The organism is Kitasatospora phosalacinea (assembly GCF_000716545.1).
Taxonomy (GTDB): Bacteria; Actinomycetota; Actinomycetes; order Streptomycetales; family Streptomycetaceae; genus Kitasatospora; species Kitasatospora phosalacinea.
On record NZ_JNWZ01000086.1, the window covers coordinates 1 to 25,196 of the forward strand.

Genomic DNA, 25,196 nt, shown 5'->3' on the forward strand with positions numbered 1-25,196 from the left:
ACCCCGCCTGGCTCCACACCTACAATCACCACCGCGGACACACCGCACTCGCAGGCCAACCACCCGCCAGCCGCGTCCCCAACCTCGCAGGACAGAACATCTAGCGTCCGGGGCATGAACGACTTCGACTTCCTCCACGGCTCCTGGAACGTGGCCAACCGCCGGCTGACCGAGCTTCTGGTCGGCGCCGACAGCTGGGAGGAGTTCCCCGGCCACGCCGTCGTCCGCCCGCTGTTCGGCGGGAACGGCAACATCGACGAGATCGCCTTCCCCACCCTGGGGTACCGGGGCGTGACCCTGCGGCTCTTCGACCAGGAGCGGAAGGAGTGGTCGATCCGCTGGGCCGACAGCCGCACCGGCCGGCTCGACCCGCCCGTCGTGGGCGCCTTCACCGATGGCCGGGGCGACTTCCACGGTGACGACACGCATCGGGGGCGCCCGGTCCGGGTGCACTTCGTCTGGCAGCGGCTGACGGTCGACTCGGCCCGCTGGGAGCAGGAGTTCTCAGCGGACGGCGGCCGGAGCTGGGAGCTCAACTGGATCATGGAGCTCAGCCGGGCCCGGTCGGGGGACGCCTCGTGACCATCGTCGAACTCCGGCAGTACACCCTCCACCCGGGCGCCCGCGACACCCTGATCGAGCTCTTCGAGCGCGAGTTCGTGACCGGGCAGGAGGCCGTGGGCATCACCGTCGGCGGCCGGTTCCGGGACTTGGACGACCCTGACCGCTTCGTCTGGCTGCGCGGCTTCCCGGACATGGCGGAGCGGGCGCGAGCGCTCCGGGCCTTCTACTCCGGCCCGGTCTGGCGGGCCCACCGCGACGCGGCCAACGCGACCATGCTGGACTCGGACGACGTTCTCCTGCTGCGCGGTCCGGGCTTCGCCGCCCCGGACGGCGCCGGACCGGTCATCGCGACCATCTGCCACCCGCTGGACACCGCCGCCTTCGCCGACCACTTCGAGCGGCGGCTGCGCCCGGAACTGGCCAACGGAACACCGCCGTTGGCGGTTCACCGCACCGAGCACGCGGAGAACACCTTCCCCGCCCTGCCCGTGCGGACGGGCGAGGACGTCCTGGTGTGGTTCACCGTGGGGGACACCGCACCCCTGCCGGACCTCTCGGCGCACCTGGAGTCCGCACCGCAGCAGTTGCGGCTCTCGCCGGTGACGTGACGGAGGGACGACGGCCGGTCGCCGGAGGGGAAGAACCTCCGCCGGCCGCGTCGGCACGGCCCTGACCCGGCGGGACGCGGCCGTGCCGTGGTCTCGGTCCCGGCCTCGTCCACCTCCGTCCAGCCAGGTCGAGATCCTGGGCGACGGCCCGCTCGACCGCAGGTCAGAGGGGGTTCGGACCCGCCCGGTCCGCCCCGGGGGCCCCGGCCTCCTCGGCCGCCTCCCGGAAGGCGGAGACCGCCTCGCCGTTCTCCCGCGCCCAGGCGGTGAGCATCCTGATGGGTTCCTCCAGGGTCCGCCCGAGATCGGTCAGGGCGTACTCCACCCGCGGCGGCGCCTCGGCGTACGCGCGCCGTTCGACGAGCCCGTTGGCCTGGAGCCGGCGCAGCGTCTGGGTCAGCACCTTGCGCGAGATGCCGCCGCTCAGTTCGACCAACTCGCCGTGCCGCAGCGGGCCGTCGGTCAGCGCGAAGAGCGTGACCATCGACCACTTGCTGGCGATGATCTCCATGGCCAGGAGAGCGGGGCAGTCGGCGAGGAAGACGATTCCGGGTCGCAGGCTCACGCTCGAAGGTTACCTTGAGGTACCTATCGGCTGCCTATCGTCGTCGAGGTGCGCACGTTCCTTGCCCGCATCTCGCATGATTGAGGTTCCAGCCGTGTTCGTCGCCCTCACTGTCGTCACCGTGCTCATGTCCGCGATCCTCCTGGCGTCGGCCGGGGCCAAGTCCCTGCGGACGCGGCACATCACCGAGCAGATGACCACCCTCGGAATACCGTCGGGCTTGATGACCTTCCTGATCGGCGCCCAGGTCGCGGGGGCGGCCGGCGCGGTCGCCGGACTCCGGTGGGGTCCCCTCGGGATCGCCGCCGCAATCGGCCTGACGCTCTACTTCGCCGGGGCGGTCGTCGCCCATCTGCGCGTCGGCGACCTCAAGGGCACGTCCCCGGCGGCGGTCCTCACCGTGGTCTCGGTCGCCCTGCTCGCGCTGCGCGCCGCCACCCTCTGATCCGCCGCGGCGACGGGGCCGGGAGCAGGCCGGGGAGGGCCGGCCGCCGGGACGGACGGCCGGAGATTAGCCCTCGGCGACGCGAGAAAAAATCTGTTCCCGCCGGAGTAGACATTGGCTTGGGGCGGGGTTAGGCTCTCTCTCGTAAAGAGCAGTCAGCGATAACGGCCAGACACGAACTGGCCGGAGTTGTCGAAGAGCGGTTCCCAGTGCGGTCCGGCCGTGGAGTCCCGAAGCCAGGCAGTAGCAGGAGGGCGACGGGGCTGGCGCCGGACCGGGCGGCCCGCAGGTATCAGGGGTCGCCGACAGCGGTACCGAGCAGTACGCAGTACCAGCAACACCAGCAGTCGCAGCCGTGAAGATCGCAGGATCCCGGCAAAGGCGTCCAGGCTGCGGGCGCGCGTGCCGGGCAAGAAGGAACCGCGGTCGTCCGCGGAACAGTGACAAGGCAAGTACAGAGGATGAACGGAGGGCACAAGCGCCATCAGGATCGCCCGGGCCGTGCAGACGCCCGGGTGGACACCGCAGACCCCAACGCAAGGACGGTGGTTTCCGGTCACGCATACGCGATCCCCGCACGTCCCCTCCCCCGGGGCGGAGCGGAAGCAGAAGTCCGGCCCAGGCCGGTAGATGGTGTTGTATCCCCTTCGGGGCCCCGGAGCCGGTTCGGCTGCGGGGCCCCTCGACGCGTTCTCCCGAGAACCAGAGAGGTGCAGTGACTACAACGGCCAGCCCCGACACACCCGACAAACTCGACGACGACGACTACCCCGCCTACACCATGGGCCGGGCCGCCGAGATGACCGGCACCACCCCCGGCTTCCTACGCGCACTCGGCGAGCACCGCCTGATCACCCCACTGCGCTCCTCCGGCGGCCACCGCCGGTACTCCCGCTACCAGTTGCGGATCGCCATGCGCGCCCGCGACCTCGTCGGCCAGGGCACCCCCATCGAGGCCGCCTGCCGGATCATCATCCTCGAGGACCAGCTCGAGGAAGCCCTGCGCCTGAACGAGCAGCTCCGCCGGGACGGGAACGGCCCGGAGCCCGCTGCCGGCGCCTGATCCCGCGGGTCGGGCACCGCCGAGGTGCCCGACCGCCGCCGGGCGCGTTCCGGCCGGACCCGCTCGTACCCGTACTCGTACCCGTGCTCGTGCTCGTGCTCGTGCTCGTGCTCGTGCTCGTGCTCGTGCTCGTGAGGACTACCGGGCGCCCGCCCCTCAGAACCGTGGGCGGGTCGGGCCGTACGATGCGCGGGGCGGAGGGGGGCGCGGGTCGGTGGGACGGCGGCTGGTGGGGGCGGTGGCTGTTGCGCTGGTGCTGGCGCATCTGCTGAAGGGGATCGGGCGGGTCGCGGCGGAGCCCGGGGCGGGGCTCGCGGTCGTGGCGGGCTGCCTGGCGCTGGTGGGGTTGCAGTCGCGGCACACCCGGGGCGTTCCGGGGTGGGCCGGATGGGCGGCCGTGGAAGCGGGCGTCGGGTTCTGCGCGGTGGGGGCGCTCGGGGTCTCGATCGGGCTGCTGTGCCTGCCGGTGGCCTCCCTGCTGCTGGAGCGGCGCCGGGTGCTGCTGGCCCTGCTGGTGGCGGGGGCGGTGCTGGTGGAGGCGGGCCGGGCGGCGGGGGCGCGGGAGGCCGTCGACCTGCTGCTGACGGTCGCGCTGGGCGGCGCCATGCTCTACACCGTGACCACGCTGGCGCTGCTGGCGGACCGGGCCCGCGGCGCGCGGCTGGAGCTCGCGGCTTCGGCGGTCACCGACGAGCGCCTGCGCATCGCGTCCGCGCTGGGCAGCGGGCTGGACGCGGGCATGGCCGGGATCCGGGAGGCGGCCCGGCGCCGGGACCCGGCGGAGCTGGACGGGCTGATCGGGGTGGCGCGGCGGACGCTGGCGGCGGTCCGGGCCGCCGCCGCCGAGCTGCGCAGCCTCTCGCTGGCGCCGGAGGCGGCGAGCGCCCGGGCCCTGCTGGGTTCGGCGGGCATCGCGGCCGAGCTGCGGATCGGGCACCGCGAGCCGCTCGGCCCGGCCGGGACGGTGCTGGCGACGGTGCTGCGGGAGGCGGTCACCGCGGTGGTGCGGGTCGGGGACGCCCGGCGGTGCGGGATCTCCACCGAGGAACGGGCCGGCCGGGTGGTGCTGCGGGTGGTCAGCGACGGCGTGCCGACGGCGGCGCTCGGCGCGGACCTGCTCGACGGCCTGGCGGAGCGGGTGCGGGCCGCCGGCGGCCGACTGGCGGCGGGCCTGGAGGCGGACGGGCGCTTCGCGGTGGAGGCGTCGGTGGCCGCGACGCCGGCCCCGCCCGCCGTGGACCCGCCGGAGCTGCGGACCGCGCTCGGCACGTACTGGTTCCTGCTCGCCGTGTTCTGCGTCAAGGCGCTGATGTTCGTGCCCGGGCCCCGGCTCGTCCTGGGGGCGGGGTGCGCGGCGGTCTTCTGCGCCTTCCAGGTCCGGTTCTCGATCCTGGACGCGACCCGGCACGCCCGCGCCGCGCTGGTGGCCTCGGCGGTGCTCGCCCTGCTGCCGCTGCCCTGGCTGGGGCGGAACTGGATCGGCGCGGCCGGCATCCTGGCCGGTTCGCTGCTGATCGCCCTGCCGGTGCGCGCGGGCGCGGCGTCGGCCGGCGCGGTGGTGGTCGCCGCCGGGGTGATCGGCGGCGGGGTGGTCGGCGGCGACGGCGGCCCGGCGTCCGTGCTGCTGACCGCCGTGAACACGCTGATCACCTGCGTGGTGGTGCACGCGGTGCTGCGCCTGGTCCGGCTGGTGCGGGAGTTGCAGCGGGCGGCGGACGGGCTGGCCCGCGCCGCCGTCGTCACCGAGCGGCTGCGCGCCGCCCGGGACCTGCACGACCTGCTCGGGCACGGGCTGGCCGCGATCCTGCTGAAGGCCGAGCTGGCCCGGCGGCTGGCGGACGCCGATCCGGTCCGCTGCCGGGCCGAACTGGCGGACATCGTGCGGCTGGCCGAACGCGGCCGGGCCGAGCTGGGGGCGCTCGCGGAGGACGGTCCCCGGCTGTCCTTCACCGCCGAACTGGCTTCGGCGGCGGCCGTGTTGGAGGCCGCCGCGATCACCGTGGAGTTGGAGGAGGAGCCGGTTCCGGACGCGGCGGGGGCCGTGCTGGGCGTGGTGCTGCGCGAGGCCGTCACCAACGTCCTGCGGCACAGCCGGGCCCGGCACGCGCGGATCGCCGTCTCGGTGGTCGGCGGCGAGGTCCGGCTGGAGGTGGAGAACGACGGCGTCGGTGCGGAGGTCACCGCACCCGGATCCGGGATCGGCGGGCTGACGGTCCGGCTGGCCGCGGCGGGCGGCACCCTGGCCGCCGGGCCGGACGACGGCTGGTACCTGCTGCGGGCCGAAGTGCCGTCGCACTGAGCCGGGCCGGGTGCCGGGCCCGGCCGGCGGGTCAGAGCCAGCCGGCCTCGCGGGCGATCCGGACGGCGTCCGTGCGGTTGCGGGCGTTCAGCTTGCCGACGACCGCGGTCAGGACGTTGCGCACCGTGCCGGTGGACAGGTGCAGGCGGGCGGCGATCTCGGGCGGCTCGGCGCCGCCGGCGAGTTCGCGCAGGACGTCGTTCTCCCGGGGGGTGAGCGGGTTGTCCGCCAGGTCCCAGGCGGCGACGGCCAGCGCCGGGTCCAGCACCCGTCCGCCGGAGGCCACCTCGCGGACGGCCGCGACCAGTTCGGCGGGCGGCGCGGTCTTCAGCAGGAAGCCGTCGACCTTCGCGTCCAGGGCGCGGCGGAGCAGTCCGGGGCGGCCGAGCGAGGTGAGCATCAGCGTCCGGCAGGCCGGCAGCGCCTCCTTCAGCGCGGCGGCCGCCTGCAGGCCGTCCGTCCGGCCCGGCATCTCGATGTCCAGGACCGCCACGTCGGGGCGGAAGACCAGGGCCCGGGGCAGCACGTCGTCCGCCGTGCCCGCCTCCGCGACGACCTCGAAGTCGGGTTCCAGCCCCAGGAGGGCCACCAGCGCGCCGCGCACCACGTGCTGGTCCTCGGCCAGCAGGAGTCTGATCATGGCCCGACCCTACCCGTGACGATGTCACGGGTGGCGCGTGATGCCGTCCCTGGGAAGGGAGTTCGGGCGTCGGCAGGCTGGAGGCATGAGCGAAGCGATCACTTTGGACGCCGTGAGCAAGGTCCACGGCAAGGGGCGGGGCGCGGTCGCCGCGCTGCGGGAGGTCACGGTGCGGCTGCCGAAGGGCGGCTTCACCGCGGTGATGGGGCCGTCCGGCTCGGGCAAGAGCACCTTCCTGCACTGCGCGGCGGGCCTGGACCGCCCGACCTCCGGGACCGTCCGGCTCGGCGGCACCGACCTGTCCCGGCTGAGTGAGCGGGAGCTGACCGAACTGCGGCGCGAGCGCGCGGGGTTCGTGTTCCAGTCGTTCAACCTGGTCTCCGCGCTGACCGTCGAGCAGAACGTCACGCTGCCGCTGCGGCTGGCCGGGCGGCGGGCCGACGCCGGGCGGCTGGCGGAACTCGTCCGCCGGGTGGGGCTCCAGGAGCGCACCGGGCACCGGCCCGGCCAGCTGTCCGGCGGCCAGCAGCAGCGGGTGGCGATCGCGCGGGCGCTGGTCTCCGACCCCGAGGTGGTGTTCGCCGACGAACCCACCGGCGCGCTGGACACCATGACGGCCCGCGAGGTGCTGGTCCTGCTGCGGCAGGCCGTCGACGAGCTCGGCCAGACCCTCGTCATGGTCACCCACGACCCGGTCGCCGCGTCCTACGCCGACGAGGTGCTGTTCCTGGCCGACGGCCGGATCGCCGACACCATGACCGGGCCGACCGCCACCAAGGTCGCCGACCGCATGATCCGGCTGGGAGCGTGGAACCGATGATGCTGGGACTCGCCCTCGCCACCCTCCGGCACCGCAGGGCCGGGTTCGCCGGCGCCTTCGTCGCCCTGTTCTGCGCCGCGGCCCTGGTCTGCGGCTGCGGGACGCTGCTGGTCACCGGCCTGCTCGGCAGCGTCCGGCCGGAGCGCTACGCGGCCGCGCCGGTCGTCGTCTCCGGCGACCAGGAGGTGCACGCCGTCGTGGACAAGGGGAAGGGGAAGACCAAGGAGAAGGCCAAGCCGATCGCGGACCGCGCCTGGGTGCCGGCCGCCCTCGCCGACCGGGTCGCGGCCCTGCCGTCGGTGCGGGCCGTCGCCACCGAGGTGACCTTCCCGGCGCTGCTGCCCGGCGGGCCGGACGGCGGTTCGTGGGGCCACGGCTGGGAGTCCGCGCCGCTGGCCGGTCTCGCCCTGGCCGCCGGCCGCGCGCCCGCCGCCGACGACGAGGTGGTCCTCGACGCGGCCACCGCCGCCCGGACGCACCTGTCGCCCGGCTCCGCCACGACCGTCCGGACGCCCTCGGGGACGCTGGACGTGCGGGTGGTCGGGGTCACCGCGCAGGGCTTCGACAGCCAGGCCGCGGTCTTCTTCGGCACCGGCCGGGCCCGCGCGCTCGCCGGCCACGACGGCCTGGTCAGCGCGATCGGGGTCTTCCCGTCCGCGCCGTCGGCCGCCGACGACGTCCGGGCGCTGCTGGCCGGCACCCCGGGCGCGGTGGTCCGCACCGGCGACGACCGCGGCGGGGCGGAGTTCCCGGACGCCGCCGGGGCCGGGGTGCGCCTGGTCAGCATGGGCGCCGTCCTGGGCGGCACCTCGCTGCTGGTCGCCCTGTTGATCGTGGTCGGCACCTTCGGCCTGTCGGTCCAGCAGCGGCAGCGGGAGATCGCGGTGCTGCGGGCGGTCGCCGCGACCGGGCGGCAGGTCCGGAAGATGATCGGCGGCGAGGCGCTGGTGCTCGGCCTGTCCGCCGGGATCCCGGGCGCCGCGGCCGGTCTGCCGCTGGGCGGCTGGCTGCACGACCGGTTCGTCGCGCTGGACGTCGTCCCGGCGAACCTGCCCGTGGTGCTCTCGCCCTTCCCGGCGCTGGCCGCCGCGGCCGCCACGCTGCTGGCCGGCTGGGCCGCGGCCCGGATCTCGGCCCGGCGCGCGACTGCGGTCAGGCCGGTCGAAGCGCTCGGCGAGGCGGAGGTGAAGCCGCCGCGCCTGGCCGCGGTCCGGGTCGTCTCCGGGGCGCTGGCCGCCGCCGGCGCGGTCGTGCTGACCGTCCTGCTGACCGCCCTGCACTCCGACCAGGCCTCGACGCCGGTCTGCTTCCTCGCCGTCCTGCTGTGGTGCACCGCGCTCTCCCTGCTCGGCCCGCTGGTGGCCAGGGCCGGGACGGCCCTCCTGGGCCTGCCGCTGCGGGCCTCCCGGATCGGCGGCTGGCTCGCCGTCCAGCACCTGCGGGCCGGGGCGCACCGGCTGGCGTCGGTGGTAGTGCCGCTGACCCTGCTGATCGCGATGGCCTGCACCATCCTGTTCACCCAGACCACCACCGAGCACGCGGCCGCCGCCCAGCGCGGGCGCGGCACCACCGCCGACTTCGTGGTCGGCCCGCACGCCCCGGCCTCCGCCGCCACGGCGCTCGCCGCGGTGCCGGGCGTCGAGACGGTGACCCGGGTCCTGCACAGCGAGGTCCGGGACGGCCTCACCAAGCGCAGCGTGCAGGCCGTCACGCCCGAGCGGTTGTCCGACACCCTGGACCTCGGCGTCACCGCCGGCGACCTCGGCCGGCTGGCGGACGACACGGCGGCGGCCGCGGACGGGCTGGGCTACCGGCTCGGCCAGCGGGTCCGGCTGACCCTCGCCGACGGCACCCCGGCGGAGGTGACGGTGGTCGCGCTCTACGGCCGCGGCCTCGGCTTCGGCGACCTCACCCTCGCGCACCGCCTGGTGGCCGCCCACGTCGACGTGCCGCTGGACGACGAACTGCTGGTCCGCGGCGACGGCCTGACCCGGCAGTCGCTCACCGCCGCCCTGCGGGGCGATCCCGGGCTCGGGGTGCTCGACCGGATCTCCGCCACCGCCTCCGCGAACCGGACCGGCGCGCAGATCGGCTACGTCACCCTCGGGCTGATCATCACCTTCGTGGCCATCGCCGTCCTGAACACCCTCGCCATGGCCGTCGCCGACCGCCGCCCCGAGTTCACCGCGCTGGCCCTGGCCGGCGCCACCCGCCGCCAGCTCCGCCGGATGCTCGGCTGGGAGACCGCGGTCTGCGTCGCCCTCGCCACCGCGCTCGGCCTGGCCGTCGCCCTCGCGGTGCTCACCACGTACGCCGAGGGCATCACCCGGGGCACCGCCGGGGTGGCCGCCCCCGTCGCCGAACTCGCCCTGGTCCTCCTGGGTGCGGCCTCGCTCGCCGCCCTCGGCACCTGGCTCCCCGCCCGCGTCGCCCTGCGGGGGACCCACCGGCAGGCCTGACGGCGCCCGGGCGGCGCGCTTCCGGGGAACGGCTGGCCGGGTGGCTGCACGGCGGGCACGGGGGGTGCGGACGCAGCGGGTGCGCGCACGGCACGGCGGACGGTCCGGCGGGCGGCCCCGGTACGACGGGCGGTCCGGCGGGCGCGACAAGGACCCGCGCGTCCTCGCCTGGTGCCGTCAGCGGGACGGCGCGCGGGTGTCCGCCCTCTCCCGTGGCCGCGGCGTCATCGCGGTGCGGCCCGGTCAGGGCGGTGGAACGGTGCCCGTGGCGGGTGGATCAGAGGTTGAACATCCCGCGGTAGGGCTCGGCGATGCGCTCCTGTCGTGAACCGAAGTCGACCAGGACCGCGGTGTCGCCCTCGACGCCGATGACCCGGCCGAGGCCGTAGGCGTCGTGGGTGACGCGGTCGCCGACGGCGAAGTGCTTCGGCGGCGCTTCGACCCTGGCTTTGAAGGGGCTGGTGGGCAGGTGCCGGCGGACTGCTTCAGATTTCTTCATCCAACCCAGTATGCGCCCCCGGGGGCGGGATCGTCCCTCCCCCGGGCACCGGAATTCTGCGGAGTCCGAAATGCCGGATGTGTCGAGCGACACCCCCGGGGGCACCTCCCGGACACCCCCGCCGGGGGTCCGCCGCCCCGGCGGGCGCTCCGTGCCGGACCAACCGGCCTCCGGCCGGGGCGAGTTGGCCGCCGCGCCGGGAGCGCCCCGGCCCCGGCGAAAAATCGGACCGGAGATTTCCTCCCGTTCGCCCCCCGGGGCTGCTACAGTCGAAGGAGTTGCAGTAGTGGTCCCCATGAACTTTGTGTGCGCCTGCTCGTACATTGCAGGCGCATTTTTGTTTTCCGGCATGTTTTTGCAGCATGTTTTCCGGGCGGGCGCTCATCGCGGTGACTCGGCACCCGCAATCGTGCGGGCGCCGGAAAGTCCCTAGAAGGAGATTTCTTACATGGCTAATGGCACCGTGAAGTGGTTCAACGCGGAAAAGGGCTTCGGCTTCATCGAGCAGGAGGGTGGCGGTCCTGACGTGTTCGCCCACTACTCGAACATCAACGCCAACGGCTTCCGCGAGCTGCTCGAGGGCCAGAAGGTCGAGTTCGACGTCACGCAGGGCCAGAAGGGCCCGCAGGGAGGGCCTCCCGCATGAATCGCTCCGACCGTCTGCCGCGCCAGGGCACCCGCTCCCGGTCCGGACCGACGGGCGGCGCCGGGCGGGAGTTCGCCGTGCCGGTGGCCTCCGTGCCGGCCCTGCCGCCCGTCGAGTCCTTCGACGGGCTGGGCCTGCCGGAGGCGCTGCTGCCGGTGCTGGCCCGCCGGGGCATCACCGTTCCCTCCCCGATCCAGGCCGCGACGCTGCCGAACTCGCTGGCCGGCCGCGACGTGCTGGGGCGGGGCCGCACCGGCTCCGGCAAGACGCTCGCGTTCGGCCTCGCCGTGCTGGCCCGCACCGCGGGGCGGCAGGCCGAGCCGCGGTGCCCGCTCGCGCTGGTCCTGGTCCCGACCCGCGAGCTCGCGCAGCAGGTCTCCGAGGCCCTCACCCCGTACGCCCAGGCCGCGCGCCTGCGGATGGCCACCGTGGTCGGCGGGGTGCCGGTGCGCCGGCAGGCGCAGGTGCTGAACCGCGGCGCGGAGATCCTGGTGGCCACGCCGGGCCGGCTGGGGGACCTGATCGAGCGCAGGCTCTGCCGGCTGGACGCGGTCGACGTCACCGTCCTCGACGAGGCCGACCAGATGGCCGACATGGGCTTCCTGCCGGCGGTCACCGAGTTCCTGGAGCAGGTCGCCGAGGGCGGGCAGACGCTGCTGTTCTCCGCGACCCTGGACCGCAACGTCGACCGCCTGGTGCGGCGCTTCCTGAAGGACCCGGTCACCCACGCGGTGGATCCGTCCGCGGGGGCGGTCAGCACCATGGAGCACCACGTGCTGCACGTGCGGCACGCCGACAAGAGCGCCACGATCGCCCACATCGCCGCCCGGGACGGCCGGGTGATCATGTTCACCGACACCAAGCACGGCGCGGACCGCCTGGTCGAGACGCTGCTCGCGCGCGGCGTGAAGGCCGCGGCCCTGCACGGTGGCAAGTCCCAGCCGCAGCGCACCCGCACGCTGGAGCAGTTCCGCGCCGGCCAGGTGGCCGCGCTCGTCGCGACCGACGTGGCCGCCCGGGGCATCCACGTGGACGGCCTCGACCTGGTCGTCAACCTGGACCCGCCCGTCGACCACAAGGACTACCTGCACCGCGGCGGCCGCACCGCCCGGGCGGGCGAGTCCGGCACCGTCGTCACCCTGGTCCTGCCCGACCAGCGGCGCGGGGCGGCCCGGATGATGGCCACGGCCGGCATCACCCCCGTCACCACCGCGGTCCGGGCCGGCGACGAGGAGCTCACCCGGATCACCGGCGCCCGCGTCCCCACCGGCATCCCCGTCACGATCCCCGACCCGGTCGTCGAGCGGCCCCGCCACAACCGGACGACCGGCCGGAGCCGCTACGGCCGCCCCGCCTCCGCCGCCCGCACCCGGCCGACCGGCGGCGGCTCGGGCGGCACCGCGTCCCGGTCGCACGGCGGGTAGCCGCGCGCGGCCGTGACCGTCACCTGATCGCGGGAACGCCCGTTGTAGGGGTGTGAACTTCTTCGCCGAGCCCCGGGAACCGATGGACGCGCCGCTCGCCCGAACGGGGTGGCGGATCCGGACGACACTGCTGCACCGGTCGGACGTCGGGCAGTGGGACGCCCGGGTCACGGCCGGGCAGCTGGCCGGGCTCGGGGAGGGCGCGGACGCGGCGGCGCGGCTGGAGGCCAGGCGGGAGTACCTGGCCGGGTCGGCGCAGAACCGGGAGCTGGAACGCGCGCTGCGGGAGCGGCCGGAGGCGTTCGGCGTGGTGGGGCGGGTGGTGCTGGGAGCCGACGAGGTGCGGTGGGTGCCGGACGGGGCGCGCAGCAGCGGGACGCTCGACCTGCTCGCGCCGGAGTGCGTCGACGGGTACCAGCGGATCGCCCTGATCACCCGGCTCGCCGCCGAACTGCCCCCGGAGCACCTGGACCTGGCCGTGCTGGACGTCCGGGTGGTGACCGGGGCGGCCCGCGACCTGGCGCGCGCCGAGCACGACCGGGCGCACCTGTACGACAACCCGGCGCAGCCGCAGGACCTGCTGGTCCGGGAGCCGGTGATGCGCCGGCTGGTCGAGGAGTTCGACCGCGACCGGCGGTACTTCGGGTTCCGGCGCGGGGAGCGGCGCGGCCCGCACCGGGACGGCTACTACGTCTGCCAGGCGACGACGGCGCTGGCACTGTTCGCGCCGGGCTCCCGGCCCGACCTCGCCCACCGCACGCTGGGGGACGCGGGCCGGCAGGAGATCTGGCGGGACCCGGCCGGCCCCGACTTCCGGGCGCTGTTCGACGAGCGGACCCGGGCCACCGGCATCCACATCGCCGTCACGTTCCACCGCGCGATCGTGGACGTGCTGGCGGAACTGCTCCGGGAGTCCCCCGCCCACCACCGGCACCTGCTGGAGGACGCGCCCGACCTGCTGGTCTGGGCGGTGGCCCGGCAGCTGCCGGTGGACCGGCTGCACTGCGGGCAGTGGGACCCGGCGGCCCCGCAGTGGGACCGGATCCTCGACGAGGTGCCGGTGCTGACCCGGCGGACCGCCGAGCGCTTCGTGCGCGCGTACGAGGAGTTGCGGCCGCACGGCGTGCACCGGAAGGCCGAGGTGCGGGAACTCGCGTACTGGCACCGGCTGATCGAGCGGGCGGGGTTGGACGGCTAGCTCGCCGGGTGGGGCGTTCGGAGCGGGACGTTCGGAGCGGGACGTTCGAGACCGGAGTGACGCGAGTGTTGCGGACATGCCCAGTACGCGCCTAGCGTGAAAGGCCGTTGATCCGTCCCGACGGGGGAGGCACGACCTGATGTTCCGTCAAGTCAGAAGGACCGCAGGGGCCCTGCTCGCGACCGGGGTGCTGGTCACCGGCGCGCTGGCCGGGGCACCGGCGGCGGGGGCGGCCGCGGCGGCGCCGACGGTGCTGGACGCGTCCGCGTACACGCTCAGCGCGGACTACCACCAGTTCGACGCGCTCGACTCGGCCCTGGTCTCGACGCTGGGGACGTCCCCGGTGCACACCGTGATGGCGAACGCGAACCACGACCGGCAGGGGATGACCTCGGGCTTCTCGGTCGCCGGGCTGTCCACCGGCTTCCGGTTCGACGACGGGGACGACGGCGACTGCTTCAGCTACCCGCAGGGCATCACCACCAGCCGGGACGCCGTGGGCACCGCGAACAGCGGCAACTACGACGGGCACCAGCTGGTGCTGGTCAGCTGGTACACCAAGGACGCCTGCAGCGACGGCGACCACCAGCGCAGCCGGATCACCCTGGTCGACTGGGACGCCACCTACCCCAACAAGTACCGGAAGATCCTGCTGGTCGAGCCGACCGGCACCACGGCGGCGCCGAGCTTCAAGGACATCCCGATCCACGCCGGCGGCGTCTCCTGGTACGGCGACCACCTCTACGTCGCCGACACCGCGGTCGGCATGCGGGTCTTCGACATGCGCAAGATCCTGAACACCGACACCGGCGGCACCGCCGACCAGATCGGCCGCTACGGATCGACCTACTACGCGCACAACTACGCCTACGTGCTGCCGCAGGTCGGCACCGTCACGGCGCACGCGGCCTCCGGCCTCAACGAGCTGGCGTGGTCCTCGATCTCGCTGGACCGGGTCAGCAAGTCGATCGTGATGACGGAGTACACCTGTCCGGAAGGGGCGGCGAACTGCCCCGACTTCCCCAAGCGGGCGCCGCGGGCGGTCCGCTTCCCGTTCGCGTCCGGGGCCACCACGTTCGCCTCGACGACCACCGCGAGCCAGGCGCTCCGACTCCCCTGGTACAAGCTCAACGGGGTGGCCTCGCACAACGGCCGGTGGTGGTTCAACTCCTCGGGGCAGAAGCAGCTCTACTACTGGACGCCCGGCGCCGGCCCGTCCACCTTCGCCTGGGTGGGCGGCGGCGAGAGCATCTCCTACTGGGAGGACGACACCGACCCCGACCTGCTGTGGTCGCTGCAGGAGACCGTGGGCGGCCGCAACGTCTTCGCGGTCACCCAGGCCACCTACGGCGGCGGCTGAGCCGGCCCGGCGCCGGGCGGAACCGGCCCGCTGGACCGGCTCACCCCGCAGGAGCTCCAGGCGGCCCGGCTGGCCGCGGAGGGCCTCGGCAACGAGGACATCGGCAATCGCCTGTTCGTCAGTCCCCGCACCGCGGGCTACCACCTCTCCCACCCGTACGCGAAACTCGGGATCACCTCCCGCACCGAACCGGCCCGGATCGCCTTCTGACCCGGGCGGGCGCCGGGAGGCCGAACACGGGAGGCGGCATGGCGACGGACAGCAGGTCCACGGAGCGGGTGGGGGTGCCCGGGCAGCGGGCGGCGGACGGACGGGCCGCCGAGCCCCCGGCCCGGCGGCGGACGGACCGGCGGAGGGCGGTCCGGCGGCTGGGGATGCTCGTCCTCGCCCTGGTGCTGCTGTGCCTGCCGCCGTGGTGGACGCTGCTCGCGGCCGGCACCGACTGGCCGCCGCCGGTGGTGGCGGCGGGCACGGCCGTGCTGCTGGCCTGGGCGGTCGGCTTCCCGTTCCTGATGGCCAGGGGCCACCGTCCGCGTTCGCGCGACGACCGGGCGGCCCGGGTCGCGGACACCAGCCTCGGCGTGGTGTGGGTGCTGTGGACCTGCTCGGTGCTGGGCGCCCTGGCGGACCTGCTGCTGGCCGCGGCCGGCGTCGGCGGCACCGGCCGGGCCCGGCTGGTCGCGGCGGCGGTCGTGCTGGTGGCGGCCGGGCTGCTGGCCCGGGGCCACCACGAGGCGATGCGGGTGCCCCGGGTGCGGCGGCTGGACGTGCACCTGCCGCGGCTCGGCGCCGGGCTGGACGGCACCCGGGTGGTGCTGCTGGCCGACACCCACTACGGGCCGATCGACCGGGCGGCCTGGTCCGCGGGCGTCACCGAGGCGGTCAACGCGCTGGACGCGGACGTGGTGGTGCACGCGGGCGACATCGCGGACGGCACGCCCGAGCAACGCCGCGCGCAGGCCGCCCCGCTCGGCGCGGTCCGGGCCCGGCTGGCCCGGGTGTACGTGACGGGCAACCACGAGTACGGCAGCGAGGCCCAGGGCTGGCTGGACCGGATGGCCGAGCTGGGCTGGGAGGCGCTCCACAACCGGCACGTGGTGGTGGAGCGCGGCGGGGACGCCCTGGTGCTGGCCGGGGTGGACGACGTGACCGCCGAGTCCTCCGGCCTGCCCGGGCACCGGGCCGACCTGGCCGGCGCGCTGGCCGGGGCGGACCCCGGTCTGCCGGTGCTGCTGGTCGCCCACCAGCCCAAGTACGTCCCGCTGGCGGCGGCCGCCGGGGTCGACCTCCAGCTGTCCGGGCACACCCACGGCGGCCAGATCTGGCCGTTCCGGTACCTGGTCCGGATCGACCAGCCGGTGGTGCGCGGCCTGAGCCGGCACGGGGAGCGGACGTGGCTCTACACCAGCGGGGGCACCGGCTTCTGGGGGCCGCCGTTCCGGGTGTTCGCGCCGAGCGAGATCACCCTGTTGACGCTGCGCGCGGGCGTGGGGGCCGCCGCCGGGTAGCGGCGGTTCAACGCATCGGGGTCCACGGCGGGACCCAGGCCCCGGCGGGAGCCGTCGCGGCCGCGGCGGCGAGGTAGGCGTGCAGGGCCGGCAGGGCGGGGTGCGGGTTGTCCCGGTGGTGCAGCAGCGAGTGCGGGTAGACCGGGACGGGGTCGGTCACCGGGATCCGGCGCAGGCCGTGGCCGGTGGGCCAGACCAGCCGGGTGTCCTCGCCCATGAAGGTGGCCAGGGCGGGGGTGTCGGCGATGGTGTCGAGCAGCGCGTCGGAACCGAAGTTGGGGCCGGTCGACTCGATGGTCAGGCCGAACTCGCCCGCCAGTGCCTCGTAGTAGGCGGCCCACTCGCTGCCGGCCAGCAGTCCCGGCATCCAGATCCGGTGGCCGGCGAGCTCGGCCATCGGCACCGCGCGGGCGGCGGCGAGGGCGTGCCCGGGGCCGGTGAGCAGGTGCAGCGGCTCGTCGACGACCCGGGTGGCGGTGAGGTCCTCGGGCAGCGGGCGGCCGGGCGCGGTGACCGCCCGGAAGGAGGCGTCGACGCTGCCGGAGCGGATCGCGGCGACGGCGCTGTCGATGTCGAGCAGCATCACGATGTCCAACTCGACGCCCGGGTGGGCGCGGTGGAACTCCCGCATCAGCCGGGAGGCCGCGCCCCGCGAGTTGATCACGTCCACCCGCAGCGGCCGGGCACCGGGCCGGACGGAGGCGGCGGCCCGCTCGGCGGCCCGCAGCAGCTCGCGGGCGTGCGGCAGGAAGGCCTGCCCGTCGACGGTGGGCTCGGTCCCGCGCGGAGTGCGGGCGAACAGCCGGACGCCGAGGTCCCGTTCGAGCCCGGCGATCCGCTTGGAGACGGCCTGCTGGGTGATCGCCAGGTCGGTGGCGGCCATCTGGAACTGGCCGGCCTCCGCGACGGCGACGTAGGTGCGCACGGCTTCGAGGTCCATGACGGGACAGCCTAGCGAACAACTGTCGATTGTGGATTCGGCGCAAGATCCGCCCAATCACCCGCCGCAGCCCCGCTTCCGCACAACGCATGGTTGTGCGGCGTCGCCCTCGCGTCCGTCCGGACGCCTCCGGATCTCCGGACTTCTGGATCTCCGGATCCGCCGGAACGCTGCGGCCCGCGCACCGGGAGCGGAGGATGGACGGCATGCAGATGGACCGGACGGGGCTCGCCGACTTCCTCCGCCGCTCCCGCGAGCGGCTGCGCCCGCAGGACGTCGGGCTCGCGGACGGACCCCGGCGCCGCACGCCCGGCCTGCGCCGCGAGGAACTCGCCCAGCTGGCGGGCGTGTCGGCCGACTACGTGATGCGGCTCGAACAGGCCCGCAGCTCCCAGCCCTCCCCCCAGTTGCTGGCCGCACTCGCCCGCGCCCTGCAACTGACCGGCGACGAGCGCGATCACCTCCACCTGCTCGCCGGCCACCGCCCGCCCGAGGGCCCGACCGCCGGCCGGCACGTCCGTCCCGCCCTGCGCTACCTGCTCGACCGGCTCGGCGACACGCCCGCCCAACTGCTCACCGACCTCGGCGACCTGCTGGCCCAGAACGCCCCGGCCGAGGCCCTGTTCGGCTGCGTGTGCACGGTCGCCGAACCGGACCGCAACATCGTCTGGCGCTGGTTCACCGAGCCGTCCGTCCGCGAGGCCTACCCCGCCGGGGAACGCGACCCGCTCGGCCGCCTGCACGTCGCCGAGCTGCGGGTCGCCGCCACCCGCCGCGGCTTCGACCCGCCCACCCGCGCCCTGCTCGACCGACTGACCACCGCCAGCCCCGAGTTCGCCGCCCTCTGGCAGCACCACGAGGTCGCCGTCCGCCGCACCAGCCGCCTGCGGGTCCTCCACCCGGCCGTCGGCCCGATCGAGTTCGACTACGAGCTGCTCCAGACCCAGGCCGCCGACCAGCGCCTGCGCCTGTTCACGCCCCCACCCGGCTCGGCGAGCCTCGACGCGCTGGAACGGCTGCGCGGGCTCGGCCCGGAGACCGCCCACCGCGGCCACCGCCAGGCCCCGCCTCCGGACTCGGGCGACGAGAACGCCCGGCGGTGACACCGCGACCGTCCGCGAGGGCGGGGCCCTCGGTGGACGCGGTTACGAGGTCCAGCCGCCGTACGGCACGGTGATGAGTTCCATGGCGTGGCCCGCCGGGTCCATGAAGTACACGCCGCGACCACCGTCGTTGCGGTTGATCGTGCCGGGCTGCTTCCGCTGTGGGTCGGCGTAGTGTTCCACGCCGCGCTGCCGGATCCGCGCGTACGCCGCGTCGAACTCCTCCTCGGAGACCAAGAAGGCGTAGTGCTGAGGGGTGATGCCGTCGGCGGGGACGGTGGCGAAGTCCAGCGTGACGCCGTTGCTCAGGGCCACCGCGATGAACGGCCCCCACTCGGCGGTGATCTCGAGGTTGAGCAGGCTCGCGAAGAACTCCGCGGATTCCCGGTTGTCCCGGGCGTGGACGATCGTGTGGTTCAACTCGACTGGCAAGGAATGCCTCCGAAGGCATGTCCCGACACCTCCATGCCTCACCCGGACGGTGACCGGCACGCGATGTCGCCGTAGACCCTAATCCCGTCCACCCGGCGGGTCAACGGCAGTCGGCGGGGGTTCCGGCCGCACCGCCGAGGGCGGGAGAGCCCACCTGCAGCGGTCCGGACTCCCCGAGGAGCCCGGCGGCCCGCCCGGCGACGCCCGGCGTACCGGGCCCCGCCGGCGCCCGGTCACGCTCCCCCGGCGCCGAACTCCCCCGCCTTCACCCCGGCGACGAACGCCGCCCACGCGCCGGCCGGGAACAGCAGGGCCGGACCGTCCGGGTCCTTCGAGTCGCGGACGGGAACGGCGGTGGAGAAGCCGTCGGCCACCTCGACGCAGTTGCCCTGGCAGCCACTGAAACTGCTCTTCCGCCACGCGGCGCGGCTCAGGTCCGTGTTGTCCCGATCGGTGTGCATCACTCGCGTTCCTTTGCCATCCGTGCGGCCGCCGAAGCGCGGCCGACAGCGTCGTCGCCCCCGTACGAAGGGAGAGACTGCCCTCCGGTACCGCGGCGCACACCCGTGAAGGCCGTTCGAACCTGGAACTTGACGATCCGCTGACCCAACCGGGCCCGGCCGCACGGGAGATGGGCGGCGAGTGCGCCCGTGGACGACGGCGGCCCGCCCCCGCCCGGTCGAGCGGGCGGGGGCGGGCCTCGTGGGGGTCGGGGCGTGGGGGTCAGGGCGACGGGATCAGTGGTCCGCCTTGCCGCCGCGCACCACGCAGGAGGCGCTGTTCTCCCAGCCCCAGCCGTCACCGTCCGGGTCGGAGGAGGCCGACGCGCAGTACGGGTACCCGTTCGGCGCGGTGGTGGCGGTGGCGCCGGTGTCGGCCTTGCCGCCGCGCACCACGCAGGAGGCGCTGTTCTCCCAGCCCCAGCCGTCACCGTCCGGGTCGGAGGAGGCCGAAGCGCAGTACGGGTACCCGTTCGGCGCCTTGCTCGGCGCAGGAGAGGCGGAAGCGGAAGCGGAAGCGGACGGGGAGGCGGGGGCGGACGCGGACGCGGTCGGTGTGGCACCGGTGTAGACGGTGGCCCGCTTGGCCGTGGCGGCGATGCCGTTGGCGCCGTTGAAGAGGCGGTTGCCCCAGGCGGTCAGCGAGTTCCGGTCGAAGTTGTCGACCAGGTCCAGGTACTCGACGCCGCCGCCGTTGCCGCTCCAGGACCAGCCGAGGTAGCCGATGCCCTGGGCCTGGGCGGTGGCCATGATGGCGTCCTCGTCCGGGTCGCCGTCGCTGTGCTGAGCGCCGAACTCGCCCACCACGATGGGCAGTCCGGCCGAGGTGTAGGCGTTCAGGTAGCTCTGCACCTTGGCGGCGGTGTTGTAGACGCCGTACATGTGGATCGAGAAGATCGTGTTGTGGTCGGGGTCGGAGGCGAGCACCGAGGCCGCGTTGTCCCGCATGGTGTTGGACCAGTCCTGGCCCCAGTTCGGGCCGTCGACCATCAGGGCGTGGTGGATGCCGGCGCTGCGGAGCTTGGCGACGGCGCTCTTGGTGGCGGCGGTCCAGGCGGTGTAACCGCTGTTGCCCCAGGGCTCGTTGGCGATGTTGACGACGACGTGGTTCTCCTGGCCGTCGAGCGCGCTCTTGTTGTCGACCCAGAACTGGGCGGCCCGGTCGAGGGTGGTGGCGGCGGCGTCCTCGCCGTAGCCGGTGGTGTCGTGCACCTCCAGCACGCAGATGACCTTGGCGGCCTTGCACTGGTTGATGAGCGCGGAGATCTGGGCGGTGCCGGTGCGGGTCCAGCGGTCGCCGTTGCTGAGGACGACGCGGACGGTGTTGGCGCCCTTGGCGGCGATGTCGGCGATCGCGGTGGTCTGGCTGGGGTACCAGGCGTACGCGTGGTTGACGCCGCGCATGACGAACTGGCTGCCGTTGGACTCGTAGACGCGGCCGTTGCTGACGTGGATGCCGGAGGTGGCGGCCTCGGCGCTGCCGGGGGTGAACCCGAAGACGGAGAACAGCAGGCCGAAGACGGCGGCGACTGCCGCGCCGACAGCCGTGAGCGCCCTGCGGCTCGGCGGCTTTTCCATGACACTCCTCTGGGTGGGGGGTGGGGCGCGGCCGGCCCGACACCCCGCCGCAGGCCGTCACCCCGAGGGGGCGGGGGTGGCCGGGCGGGTGGTGGAGGGAGCGCGGGCGGGCTGCGGCGACAAGGTCTTGGCAACGTTGTCTGCGGGATCCTGGCATGCCACACCCACTCGGTCAATGCTTTGCGCTTAACCGATTAATTCCACATGCCAGCCAATGATTTAAGCATGCAGCAACAGTCGTTAAGTAAAACGGTCAAGCATCAAAAAACTGACTCTCCGTCAATTCGCTCGGCCTCGCTAGGCTGGCGGCGTGACCACGACTTTCAGCGAACCCTTCCTCCGCGTCGCCGAGCACCACGCCGCCCGGGGCGCAGAGCAGTTGGAGGCCCTGGGCCGCGTGCTGCCGGACGCGCCGTGGACGGCCGACCTGGAGCGGGGCGTCTACGAGAGCGGCGGGCTGACGCTGCGGGTCGGGCTGCTCGGGACGTTCGACCAGGCGGACCGGTCGTGGCTGTGGGGCTGGGCCAATCCGGGCTTCGCCGGGGCGCCGGTGGCGGCCGCCTCGGCCCGGGTCGCCGAGTTCGGACGGGCGCACGGCGTAACGGAGTTGGCGGAACCGGAGGTGGACCTGTCCGGCTTCGCGGACCCCGGGCACGCGGCCGAGGCACTGGCCTTCACCGGCATGGGCGTGCTCGGCGCGCCGGGCTACATCGGGCGGGCGGCCGGGCCGGGGACCCGGGTGTACTTCGTGCCGCAGGACCCGGCGCTCCGGCCGGCGCCGCTCGAACCGGTCACCGTGCCGCGCATGCTGCTGACCGGCGCGGGGCTGTTCGGGCACGACGCCCGCGCCGTGGTGCGCGGCTACTTCGGGCACCACGGCGCGCCGGCGGCCGAGGAGCCGGACGCGATCACCGCCCGACTGCCGGGCGGGCACACCGTCCGGGTGTCGTTCGACCCGCTGGGGAGGATCGCCTCCGTCGACGGTGCGCTCAGCGCCAACTGAGCACTGGGCGACCGGAGTTCACTCCTCCTCGGCCCACTCCGCAGGCTTGCTGGAGAGCACCTCGCGGCCCTGCTCGGCGGCGCGCAGCAGCACCTCGGAGAGGTGGTCGAGGAAGCGGGCGACGTTCTCCAGCCGCGCCCCGGCGGGGGTCGTCGAGCCGAGGACGGAGACGCCCTGGCGGGCGGTGGCGGCCACCGCGGTGTTGGCGCGGGCACTGGCCACCGCGGACTGGTACCAGAGCTCCTCGTCCACCAGGTAGCGCTCGCGGCGGCGCTCGTCGCGCTCCCGGCGGACCATCGTCTGCTCGTCCAGGAAGGTCACGGCCTTGGACACCGACGCCGGGCTGACCTGCAGGCGCTCGGAGAGTTCGGCGGCGGTCAGGCTGCCGGAGTCGGTGAGCAGCAGGGCGGCCAGCACCCGGGCGGGCATCCGGCTCATGCCGGACTGCATGAAGACGGTGGTGATCGCCTCCTCGAAGCCGGCCATCGCCTCGGGGTCGCGCCCGTCGGCCGGGCGGTCGGCCGAGCGCGGGCCGCGGGCCGGTGCGGGCCGGCGGTGGGCCCGCTGCTCGCTGGCGCGGTGCGCGAGGTCGGCCCGGTAGCCGGCGGGGCCGCCGTTGCGCATGACCTCGCGGGTGACGGTGGAGGTCGGACGGTCGATCCGGCGGGCGATCTCCGCGTAGGCGAGGTCGTCGGCCAGGCCCAGCGCGATCTGCTGGCGCTCCTGCTGGGTGAGCCTGCCTCCCGGCATCGGGGCCCCCTTCTGCGGTGTGTGGCACTTCCACACCCAGCATAGCGTTCATCCTCATTCCATTGCAACGAACGCGCTGACTGACGTTGCGTTAGGCGACTGAACGTTGCAACGATTTCGCTACCTTGACCTGCGGCTCTGCCTTTTGATTGCAACAAGTGCGTTGCCCAATCCATGAATGCAACGTAGCGTTTCCGTTGTCAGAAACGAAGCGGCGCACAACGGGCCGCAGTCACCAGGAGCACACCATGCAGAAGTTCGACACCCCCGCCCCGATCACCGTCGTCCTGGACGTCCCGGCCGGCCTGGTCCGTTTCATCGCCGCCGACCGCACCGACACCGTGGTCGAACTGCGGCCCGCCGACCCGGGGAAGGGCCGCGACGCGAAGGCCGTCGAGCAGACCGAGGTCGGCTACGCCGACGGCGTGCTGCGGATCGTCACCCGCTCCAACGCGCACCGCCTGCTCGGCCAGACCGGCGCGCTGGACGTCACCGTGCAGCTGCCGTCCGGTTCGAAGGTCGAGGCGAAGAGCGCGGACGCCGAACTCCGGGGCGTGGGACGGCTCGGCGCCGTCTCGTTCGAGAGCGCCCGGGGCGCCGTGAAGCTCGACGAGGCGGCCTCCGCCAGCCTCACCCTGCAGGACGGCGACATCGAGGTGGGCCGACTCACCGGCCCCGGCGGGTTCAGCACCCAGCGCGGTGACCTGACCGTCGCCGAGGCGGTGCGCGGCCGGCTCGAACTGACCACGCAGTCCGGCTCCATCTCGGTCGGCGTCGCCCGCGGCGTCTCCGCCTCGCTGGACGCCGGCACCGGCCACGGCCGCGTCCACAACGCGCTGCGCAACGCCGACGACGTGCCCGCGGTCACCATCCGCGCCACCACCTCGTACGGCGACGTCTCCGCCCGCACCATCGCCTGACCGACCGTCACGCCGCAGCAACCGCACCGCCCCGCATCGCACCGCACCGACCCGCACCGCACCGACCCCCACACCCACAGGGAGCACCCCATGACCGGCCTGGCCATCGCGGCGAACGGGCTGCGCAAGTCCTACGGCGACAAGACCGTCCTGAACGGCGTCGACCTCGCCGTCCCCACCGGAACGGTCTTCGCCCTGCTCGGCCCGAACGGGGCCGGCAAGACCACCGCCGTCAAGATCCTCTCCACCCTGATCCGCCCCGACGCCGGCCAGGTCAGCGTCGGCGGCCACGACCTCGCCACCGCGCCCCAGAAGGTCCGGGCCGCGATCGGCGTCACCGGGCAGTTCTCCGCCGTCGACGGCCTGATCACCGGCACCGAGAACATGCTGCTGATGGCCGACCTGCACCACCTGCCCAAGGCCGAGGGCCACCGGGTCGCCGCCGACCTGCTGGCCCGCTTCGACCTCACCGAGGCGGCCGGCAAGCCCGCCTCCACCTACTCCGGCGGCATGAAGCGCCGCCTGGACATCGCGATGACCCTGGTCGGCAACCCCCGGATCATCTTCCTGGACGAGCCCACCACCGGCCTCGACCCGCGCAGCCGGCACGGCATGTGGCAGATCATCCGGCAGCTGGTCGCCGACGGCACCACCGTCTTCCTCACCACCCAGTACCTGGAGGAGGCCGACGAACTCGCCGACCGGATCGCCGTCCTGCACGACGGCGTGATCGCGGCCGAGGGCACCGCCGAGGAACTCAAGCGGCTCGTCCCCGGCGGCCACGTCCGGCTCCGCTTCACCGACCCCGCCGCCTACCGCTCGGCCGCCGCCGCGCTCGCCGAGGCCGCCCGCGACGACGACGCGCTCGCCCTGAGCGTGCCCAGCGACGGCAGCCAGCGCGCCCTGCGCTCCGTCCTCGACCGCCTCGACGGCGCCGGCGTCGAGGCCGACGAACTCACCGTCCACACCCCCGACCTGGACGACGTCTTCTTCGCCCTGACCGGTGCCCCCGCCGTCCCCGCCCAGCCCACCGCCACCGACACCGCCGCCAAGGCCCCTGCCGAGGAGAACGCCCGATGAGCAGCCAACTCGCCCTCGCCGTCCGCGACTCGTCCACCATGCTGCGGCGCAACCTGCTGCACGCCCGGCGCTACCCGTCGCTCACCCTGAACCTGCTGCTCACCCCGGTGATGCTGCTCCTGCTGTTCGTCTACGTCTTCGGCGGTGCGATGAGCGGCGGCCTCGGCCGCTCCGCCTACGTCACCTACCTGGTGCCCGGCATCCTGATGATGACCATCGGCTCGACCGTGATCGGCACCGCCGTGTCGATGGCGACCGACATGACCGAGGGCATCGTCGCCCGGTTCCGCACCATGGCGATCCACCGCGGCTCGGTGCTGTTCGGCCGGGTGGCCGGCAGCGTGCTGCAGTCGGTGGCCAGCGTGGTGCTGGTCGGCGCGGTCGGGGTGGCGATCGGCTTCCGCTCGCACGACGCGAGCGCCCTGGAGTGGCTGGCCGCGTTCGGCCTGCTGGTCCTGGTCGCCCTGGCGCTCACCTGGATCGCCGTCGGCATGGGCCTGGGCAGCCCCAGCGCGGAGGCCGCCAGCAACGCCGCGATGCCGCTGATCCTGCTGCCGATGATCTCCAGCGCCTTCGTCCCGCTGCACTCGATGCCCGGCTGGTTCCAGCCGATCGCCCAGTACCAGCCGTTCACCCCGGCCATCGAGACGCTGCGCGGCCTGCTGCTCGGCACCCACATCGGCAACAACTGGTGGATCGCCCTGCTGTGGTGCGCGGCCCTCACCGTCCTCGGCTACCGCTGGTCCCGCGCCCAGTTCGACCGCGACCCGAAGTAACTCCCTTCCCGCACCG

Annotated in this window: 26 protein-coding genes and 1 pseudogene; 19 read left to right on the top strand and 8 right to left on the bottom strand. The window is 74.3% G+C overall.

From position 1 onward, the window contains the following. The 3 genes and pseudogenes from OO48_RS37785 to OO48_RS30410 all read left to right on the top strand — a co-directional run. Nucleotides 1–104 (top strand): annotated as a pseudogene (locus tag OO48_RS37785) (IS481 family transposase); the annotation flags it as partial. A 10-nt stretch (nt 105–114) separates the two neighbouring features. Then, nucleotides 115–582, top strand: a complete 468-nt coding sequence (locus OO48_RS30405; RefSeq protein ID WP_033222146.1) for a hypothetical protein — start codon at nt 115–117, stop codon at nt 580–582. After that, nucleotides 579–1,172, top strand: a complete 594-nt coding sequence (locus tag OO48_RS30410) for an NIPSNAP family protein (protein WP_033222148.1) — start codon at nt 579–581, stop codon at nt 1,170–1,172. Before OO48_RS30405 ends, OO48_RS30410 begins: the two co-directional genes overlap by 4 nt. A 163-nt stretch (nt 1,173–1,335) precedes the next feature. Here OO48_RS30410 and OO48_RS30415 read toward each other — a convergent pair whose 3' ends face one another. Then, nucleotides 1,336–1,683 carry a winged helix-turn-helix transcriptional regulator gene (locus OO48_RS30415; RefSeq protein WP_051733170.1) on the bottom strand — a complete coding sequence of 116 codons (348 nt, stop codon included), beginning with the start codon at nt 1,681–1,683 and terminating at the stop codon, nt 1,336–1,338. Nucleotides 1,684–1,831: 148 nt separating this feature from the next. Between OO48_RS30415 and OO48_RS30420 the strand changes: the two genes are divergently transcribed. The 3 genes from OO48_RS30420 to OO48_RS30435 all read left to right on the top strand — a co-directional run bounded on the left by OO48_RS30420 (nt 1,832) and on the right by OO48_RS30435 (nt 5,544). Then, nucleotides 1,832–2,182: a DoxX family protein gene (locus tag OO48_RS30420; protein ID WP_033222150.1), complete on the top strand. Its 351-nt coding sequence runs from the start codon at nt 1,832–1,834 to the stop codon at nt 2,180–2,182. Between the two features lie 781 nt (nt 2,183–2,963). Continuing rightward, complete coding sequence (locus OO48_RS30425; RefSeq protein WP_081952503.1) at nt 2,964–3,245, top strand: helix-turn-helix domain-containing protein; 282 nt, start codon at nt 2,964–2,966, stop codon at nt 3,243–3,245. Between the two features lie 238 nt (nt 3,246–3,483). Beyond that, nucleotides 3,484–5,544, top strand: coding sequence for a sensor histidine kinase (locus tag OO48_RS30435; RefSeq protein WP_157845583.1), 2,061 nt, complete (start codon nt 3,484–3,486; stop codon nt 5,542–5,544). A gap of 31 nt (nt 5,545–5,575) precedes the next feature. On the opposite strand, the gene OO48_RS30440 is transcribed toward OO48_RS30435, so the two are convergent. After that, nucleotides 5,576–6,184, bottom strand: a complete 609-nt coding sequence (locus tag OO48_RS30440) for a response regulator transcription factor (RefSeq protein WP_033222157.1) — start codon at nt 6,182–6,184, stop codon at nt 5,576–5,578. A gap of 85 nt (nt 6,185–6,269) precedes the next feature. Here OO48_RS30440 and OO48_RS30445 point away from each other — a divergent pair, with 85 nt between their 5' ends. Then, nucleotides 6,270–7,004, top strand: a complete 735-nt coding sequence (locus OO48_RS30445; RefSeq protein ID WP_063830774.1) for an ABC transporter ATP-binding protein — start codon at nt 6,270–6,272, stop codon at nt 7,002–7,004. Beyond that, nucleotides 7,001–9,463, top strand: coding sequence for an ABC transporter permease (locus tag OO48_RS30450; RefSeq protein ID WP_033222158.1), 2,463 nt, complete (start codon nt 7,001–7,003; stop codon nt 9,461–9,463). The genes OO48_RS30445 and OO48_RS30450 overlap by 4 nt, the downstream gene beginning before the upstream one ends. A 277-nt stretch (nt 9,464–9,740) precedes the next feature. Here OO48_RS30450 and OO48_RS30455 read toward each other — a convergent pair whose 3' ends face one another. After that, nucleotides 9,741–9,962, bottom strand: coding sequence for a hypothetical protein (locus tag OO48_RS30455; protein ID WP_033222161.1), 222 nt, complete (start codon nt 9,960–9,962; stop codon nt 9,741–9,743). Between the two features lie 448 nt (nt 9,963–10,410). On the opposite strand from OO48_RS30455, the gene OO48_RS30460 reads away from it, so the two are divergent. The 6 genes from OO48_RS30460 (at nt 10,411) to OO48_RS30480 (ending at nt 16,098) form a co-directional block, all read left to right on the top strand. After that, nucleotides 10,411–10,608 (top strand): cold-shock protein, encoded by a 198-nt coding sequence (locus tag OO48_RS30460; RefSeq protein WP_033222163.1) that lies wholly within the window; start codon nt 10,411–10,413, stop codon nt 10,606–10,608. Then, nucleotides 10,605–12,032, top strand: a complete 1,428-nt coding sequence (locus tag OO48_RS30465; RefSeq protein ID WP_033222165.1) for a DEAD/DEAH box helicase — start codon at nt 10,605–10,607, stop codon at nt 12,030–12,032. Before OO48_RS30460 ends, OO48_RS30465 begins: the two co-directional genes overlap by 4 nt. Nucleotides 12,033–12,084: 52 nt before the next feature. After that, on the top strand, nt 12,085–13,230 hold the full coding sequence (locus tag OO48_RS30470) for a hypothetical protein (protein WP_033222166.1): 1,146 nt from the start codon (nt 12,085–12,087) through the stop codon (nt 13,228–13,230). Between the two features lie 139 nt (nt 13,231–13,369). Continuing rightward, complete coding sequence (locus OO48_RS30475; protein WP_033222167.1) at nt 13,370–14,590, top strand: hypothetical protein; 1,221 nt, start codon at nt 13,370–13,372, stop codon at nt 14,588–14,590. A 30-nt stretch (nt 14,591–14,620) separates the two neighbouring features. Then, entirely contained in the window at nt 14,621–14,800 is a 180-nt protein-coding gene (locus tag OO48_RS37790; protein ID WP_106970460.1) for a helix-turn-helix domain-containing protein, read from the top strand. Nucleotides 14,801–14,838: 38 nt separating this feature from the next. Beyond that, on the top strand, nt 14,839–16,098 hold the full coding sequence (locus tag OO48_RS30480) for a metallophosphoesterase (RefSeq protein ID WP_051733166.1): 1,260 nt from the start codon (nt 14,839–14,841) through the stop codon (nt 16,096–16,098). 7 nt (nt 16,099–16,105) lie between these two features. Here OO48_RS30480 and OO48_RS30485 read toward each other — a convergent pair whose 3' ends face one another. Further along, on the bottom strand, nt 16,106–17,038 hold the full coding sequence (locus OO48_RS30485; RefSeq protein WP_033222169.1) for a LysR family transcriptional regulator: 933 nt from the start codon (nt 17,036–17,038) through the stop codon (nt 16,106–16,108). Nucleotides 17,039–17,244: 206 nt separating this feature from the next. Here OO48_RS30485 and OO48_RS30490 point away from each other — a divergent pair, with 206 nt between their 5' ends. Beyond that, nucleotides 17,245–18,141, top strand: a complete 897-nt coding sequence (locus tag OO48_RS30490; RefSeq protein ID WP_051733171.1) for a helix-turn-helix transcriptional regulator — start codon at nt 17,245–17,247, stop codon at nt 18,139–18,141. A 42-nt stretch (nt 18,142–18,183) separates the two neighbouring features. Here OO48_RS30490 and OO48_RS30495 read toward each other — a convergent pair whose 3' ends face one another. From OO48_RS30495 to OO48_RS30505, 3 genes are all read right to left on the bottom strand, one after another. Then, complete coding sequence (locus tag OO48_RS30495) at nt 18,184–18,573, bottom strand: VOC family protein (RefSeq protein WP_033222170.1); 390 nt, start codon at nt 18,571–18,573, stop codon at nt 18,184–18,186. 233 nt (nt 18,574–18,806) lie between these two features. After that, on the bottom strand, nt 18,807–19,034 hold the full coding sequence (locus OO48_RS30500; protein ID WP_033222171.1) for a DUF397 domain-containing protein: 228 nt from the start codon (nt 19,032–19,034) through the stop codon (nt 18,807–18,809). A gap of 276 nt (nt 19,035–19,310) precedes the next feature. Further along, the gene (locus tag OO48_RS30505) at nt 19,311–20,651 is read right to left on the bottom strand and encodes a cellulase family glycosylhydrolase (RefSeq protein ID WP_033222172.1); all 1,341 of its coding nucleotides are present in this window, start codon (nt 20,649–20,651) and stop codon (nt 19,311–19,313) included. 310 nt (nt 20,652–20,961) lie between these two features. Here OO48_RS30505 and OO48_RS30510 point away from each other — a divergent pair, with 310 nt between their 5' ends. Beyond that, nucleotides 20,962–21,654 carry a DUF6882 domain-containing protein gene (locus OO48_RS30510; protein WP_033222173.1) on the top strand — a complete coding sequence of 231 codons (693 nt, stop codon included), beginning with the start codon at nt 20,962–20,964 and terminating at the stop codon, nt 21,652–21,654. 18 nt (nt 21,655–21,672) lie between these two features. On the opposite strand, the gene OO48_RS30515 is transcribed toward OO48_RS30510, so the two are convergent. Continuing rightward, nucleotides 21,673–22,404 carry a helix-turn-helix domain-containing protein gene (locus OO48_RS30515; RefSeq protein WP_033222174.1) on the bottom strand — a complete coding sequence of 244 codons (732 nt, stop codon included), beginning with the start codon at nt 22,402–22,404 and terminating at the stop codon, nt 21,673–21,675. Nucleotides 22,405–22,652: 248 nt separating this feature from the next. Between OO48_RS30515 and OO48_RS30520 the strand changes: the two genes are divergently transcribed. From OO48_RS30520 to OO48_RS30530, 3 genes are all read left to right on the top strand, one after another. Next, nucleotides 22,653–23,324 (top strand): DUF4097 family beta strand repeat-containing protein, encoded by a 672-nt coding sequence (locus OO48_RS30520; protein WP_033222175.1) that lies wholly within the window; start codon nt 22,653–22,655, stop codon nt 23,322–23,324. Between the two features lie 90 nt (nt 23,325–23,414). Next, nucleotides 23,415–24,404: a daunorubicin resistance protein DrrA family ABC transporter ATP-binding protein gene (locus OO48_RS30525; protein ID WP_033222177.1), complete on the top strand. Its 990-nt coding sequence runs from the start codon at nt 23,415–23,417 to the stop codon at nt 24,402–24,404. Continuing rightward, nucleotides 24,401–25,180 carry an ABC transporter permease gene (locus OO48_RS30530; RefSeq protein WP_033222178.1) on the top strand — a complete coding sequence of 260 codons (780 nt, stop codon included), beginning with the start codon at nt 24,401–24,403 and terminating at the stop codon, nt 25,178–25,180. The genes OO48_RS30525 and OO48_RS30530 overlap by 4 nt, the downstream gene beginning before the upstream one ends. Nucleotides 25,181–25,196 lie beyond the last annotated feature (16 nt).

Coding starts and splice junctions, on each gene's coding strand:
- OO48_RS30515 (WP_033222174.1), bottom strand. CDS start 22,404: ATGCCGGGAGGCAGGCTCACCCAGCAGGAGCGCCAGCAGATCGCGCTG.
- OO48_RS30450 (WP_033222158.1), top strand. CDS start 7,001: ATGATGCTGGGACTCGCCCTCGCCACCCTCCGGCACCGCAGGGCCGGG.
- OO48_RS30440 (WP_033222157.1), bottom strand. CDS start 6,184: ATGATCAGACTCCTGCTGGCCGAGGACCAGCACGTGGTGCGCGGCGCG.
- OO48_RS30530 (WP_033222178.1), top strand. CDS start 24,401: ATGAGCAGCCAACTCGCCCTCGCCGTCCGCGACTCGTCCACCATGCTG.
- OO48_RS30465 (WP_033222165.1), top strand. CDS start 10,605: ATGAATCGCTCCGACCGTCTGCCGCGCCAGGGCACCCGCTCCCGGTCC.
- OO48_RS30475 (WP_033222167.1), top strand. CDS start 13,370: ATGTTCCGTCAAGTCAGAAGGACCGCAGGGGCCCTGCTCGCGACCGGG.
- OO48_RS30480 (WP_051733166.1), top strand. CDS start 14,839: ATGGCGACGGACAGCAGGTCCACGGAGCGGGTGGGGGTGCCCGGGCAG.
- OO48_RS30445 (WP_063830774.1), top strand. CDS start 6,270: ATGAGCGAAGCGATCACTTTGGACGCCGTGAGCAAGGTCCACGGCAAG.
- OO48_RS30505 (WP_033222172.1), bottom strand. CDS start 20,651: ATGGAAAAGCCGCCGAGCCGCAGGGCGCTCACGGCTGTCGGCGCGGCA.
- OO48_RS30455 (WP_033222161.1), bottom strand. CDS start 9,962: ATGAAGAAATCTGAAGCAGTCCGCCGGCACCTGCCCACCAGCCCCTTC.
- OO48_RS30500 (WP_033222171.1), bottom strand. CDS start 19,034: ATGCACACCGATCGGGACAACACGGACCTGAGCCGCGCCGCGTGGCGG.
- OO48_RS30520 (WP_033222175.1), top strand. CDS start 22,653: ATGCAGAAGTTCGACACCCCCGCCCCGATCACCGTCGTCCTGGACGTC.
- OO48_RS30415 (WP_051733170.1), bottom strand. CDS start 1,683: ATGGAGATCATCGCCAGCAAGTGGTCGATGGTCACGCTCTTCGCGCTG.
- OO48_RS30425 (WP_081952503.1), top strand. CDS start 2,964: ATGGGCCGGGCCGCCGAGATGACCGGCACCACCCCCGGCTTCCTACGC.
- OO48_RS30525 (WP_033222177.1), top strand. CDS start 23,415: ATGACCGGCCTGGCCATCGCGGCGAACGGGCTGCGCAAGTCCTACGGC.
- OO48_RS30490 (WP_051733171.1), top strand. CDS start 17,245: ATGCAGATGGACCGGACGGGGCTCGCCGACTTCCTCCGCCGCTCCCGC.
- OO48_RS30485 (WP_033222169.1), bottom strand. CDS start 17,038: ATGGACCTCGAAGCCGTGCGCACCTACGTCGCCGTCGCGGAGGCCGGC.
- OO48_RS30405 (WP_033222146.1), top strand. CDS start 115: ATGAACGACTTCGACTTCCTCCACGGCTCCTGGAACGTGGCCAACCGC.
- OO48_RS30460 (WP_033222163.1), top strand. CDS start 10,411: ATGGCTAATGGCACCGTGAAGTGGTTCAACGCGGAAAAGGGCTTCGGC.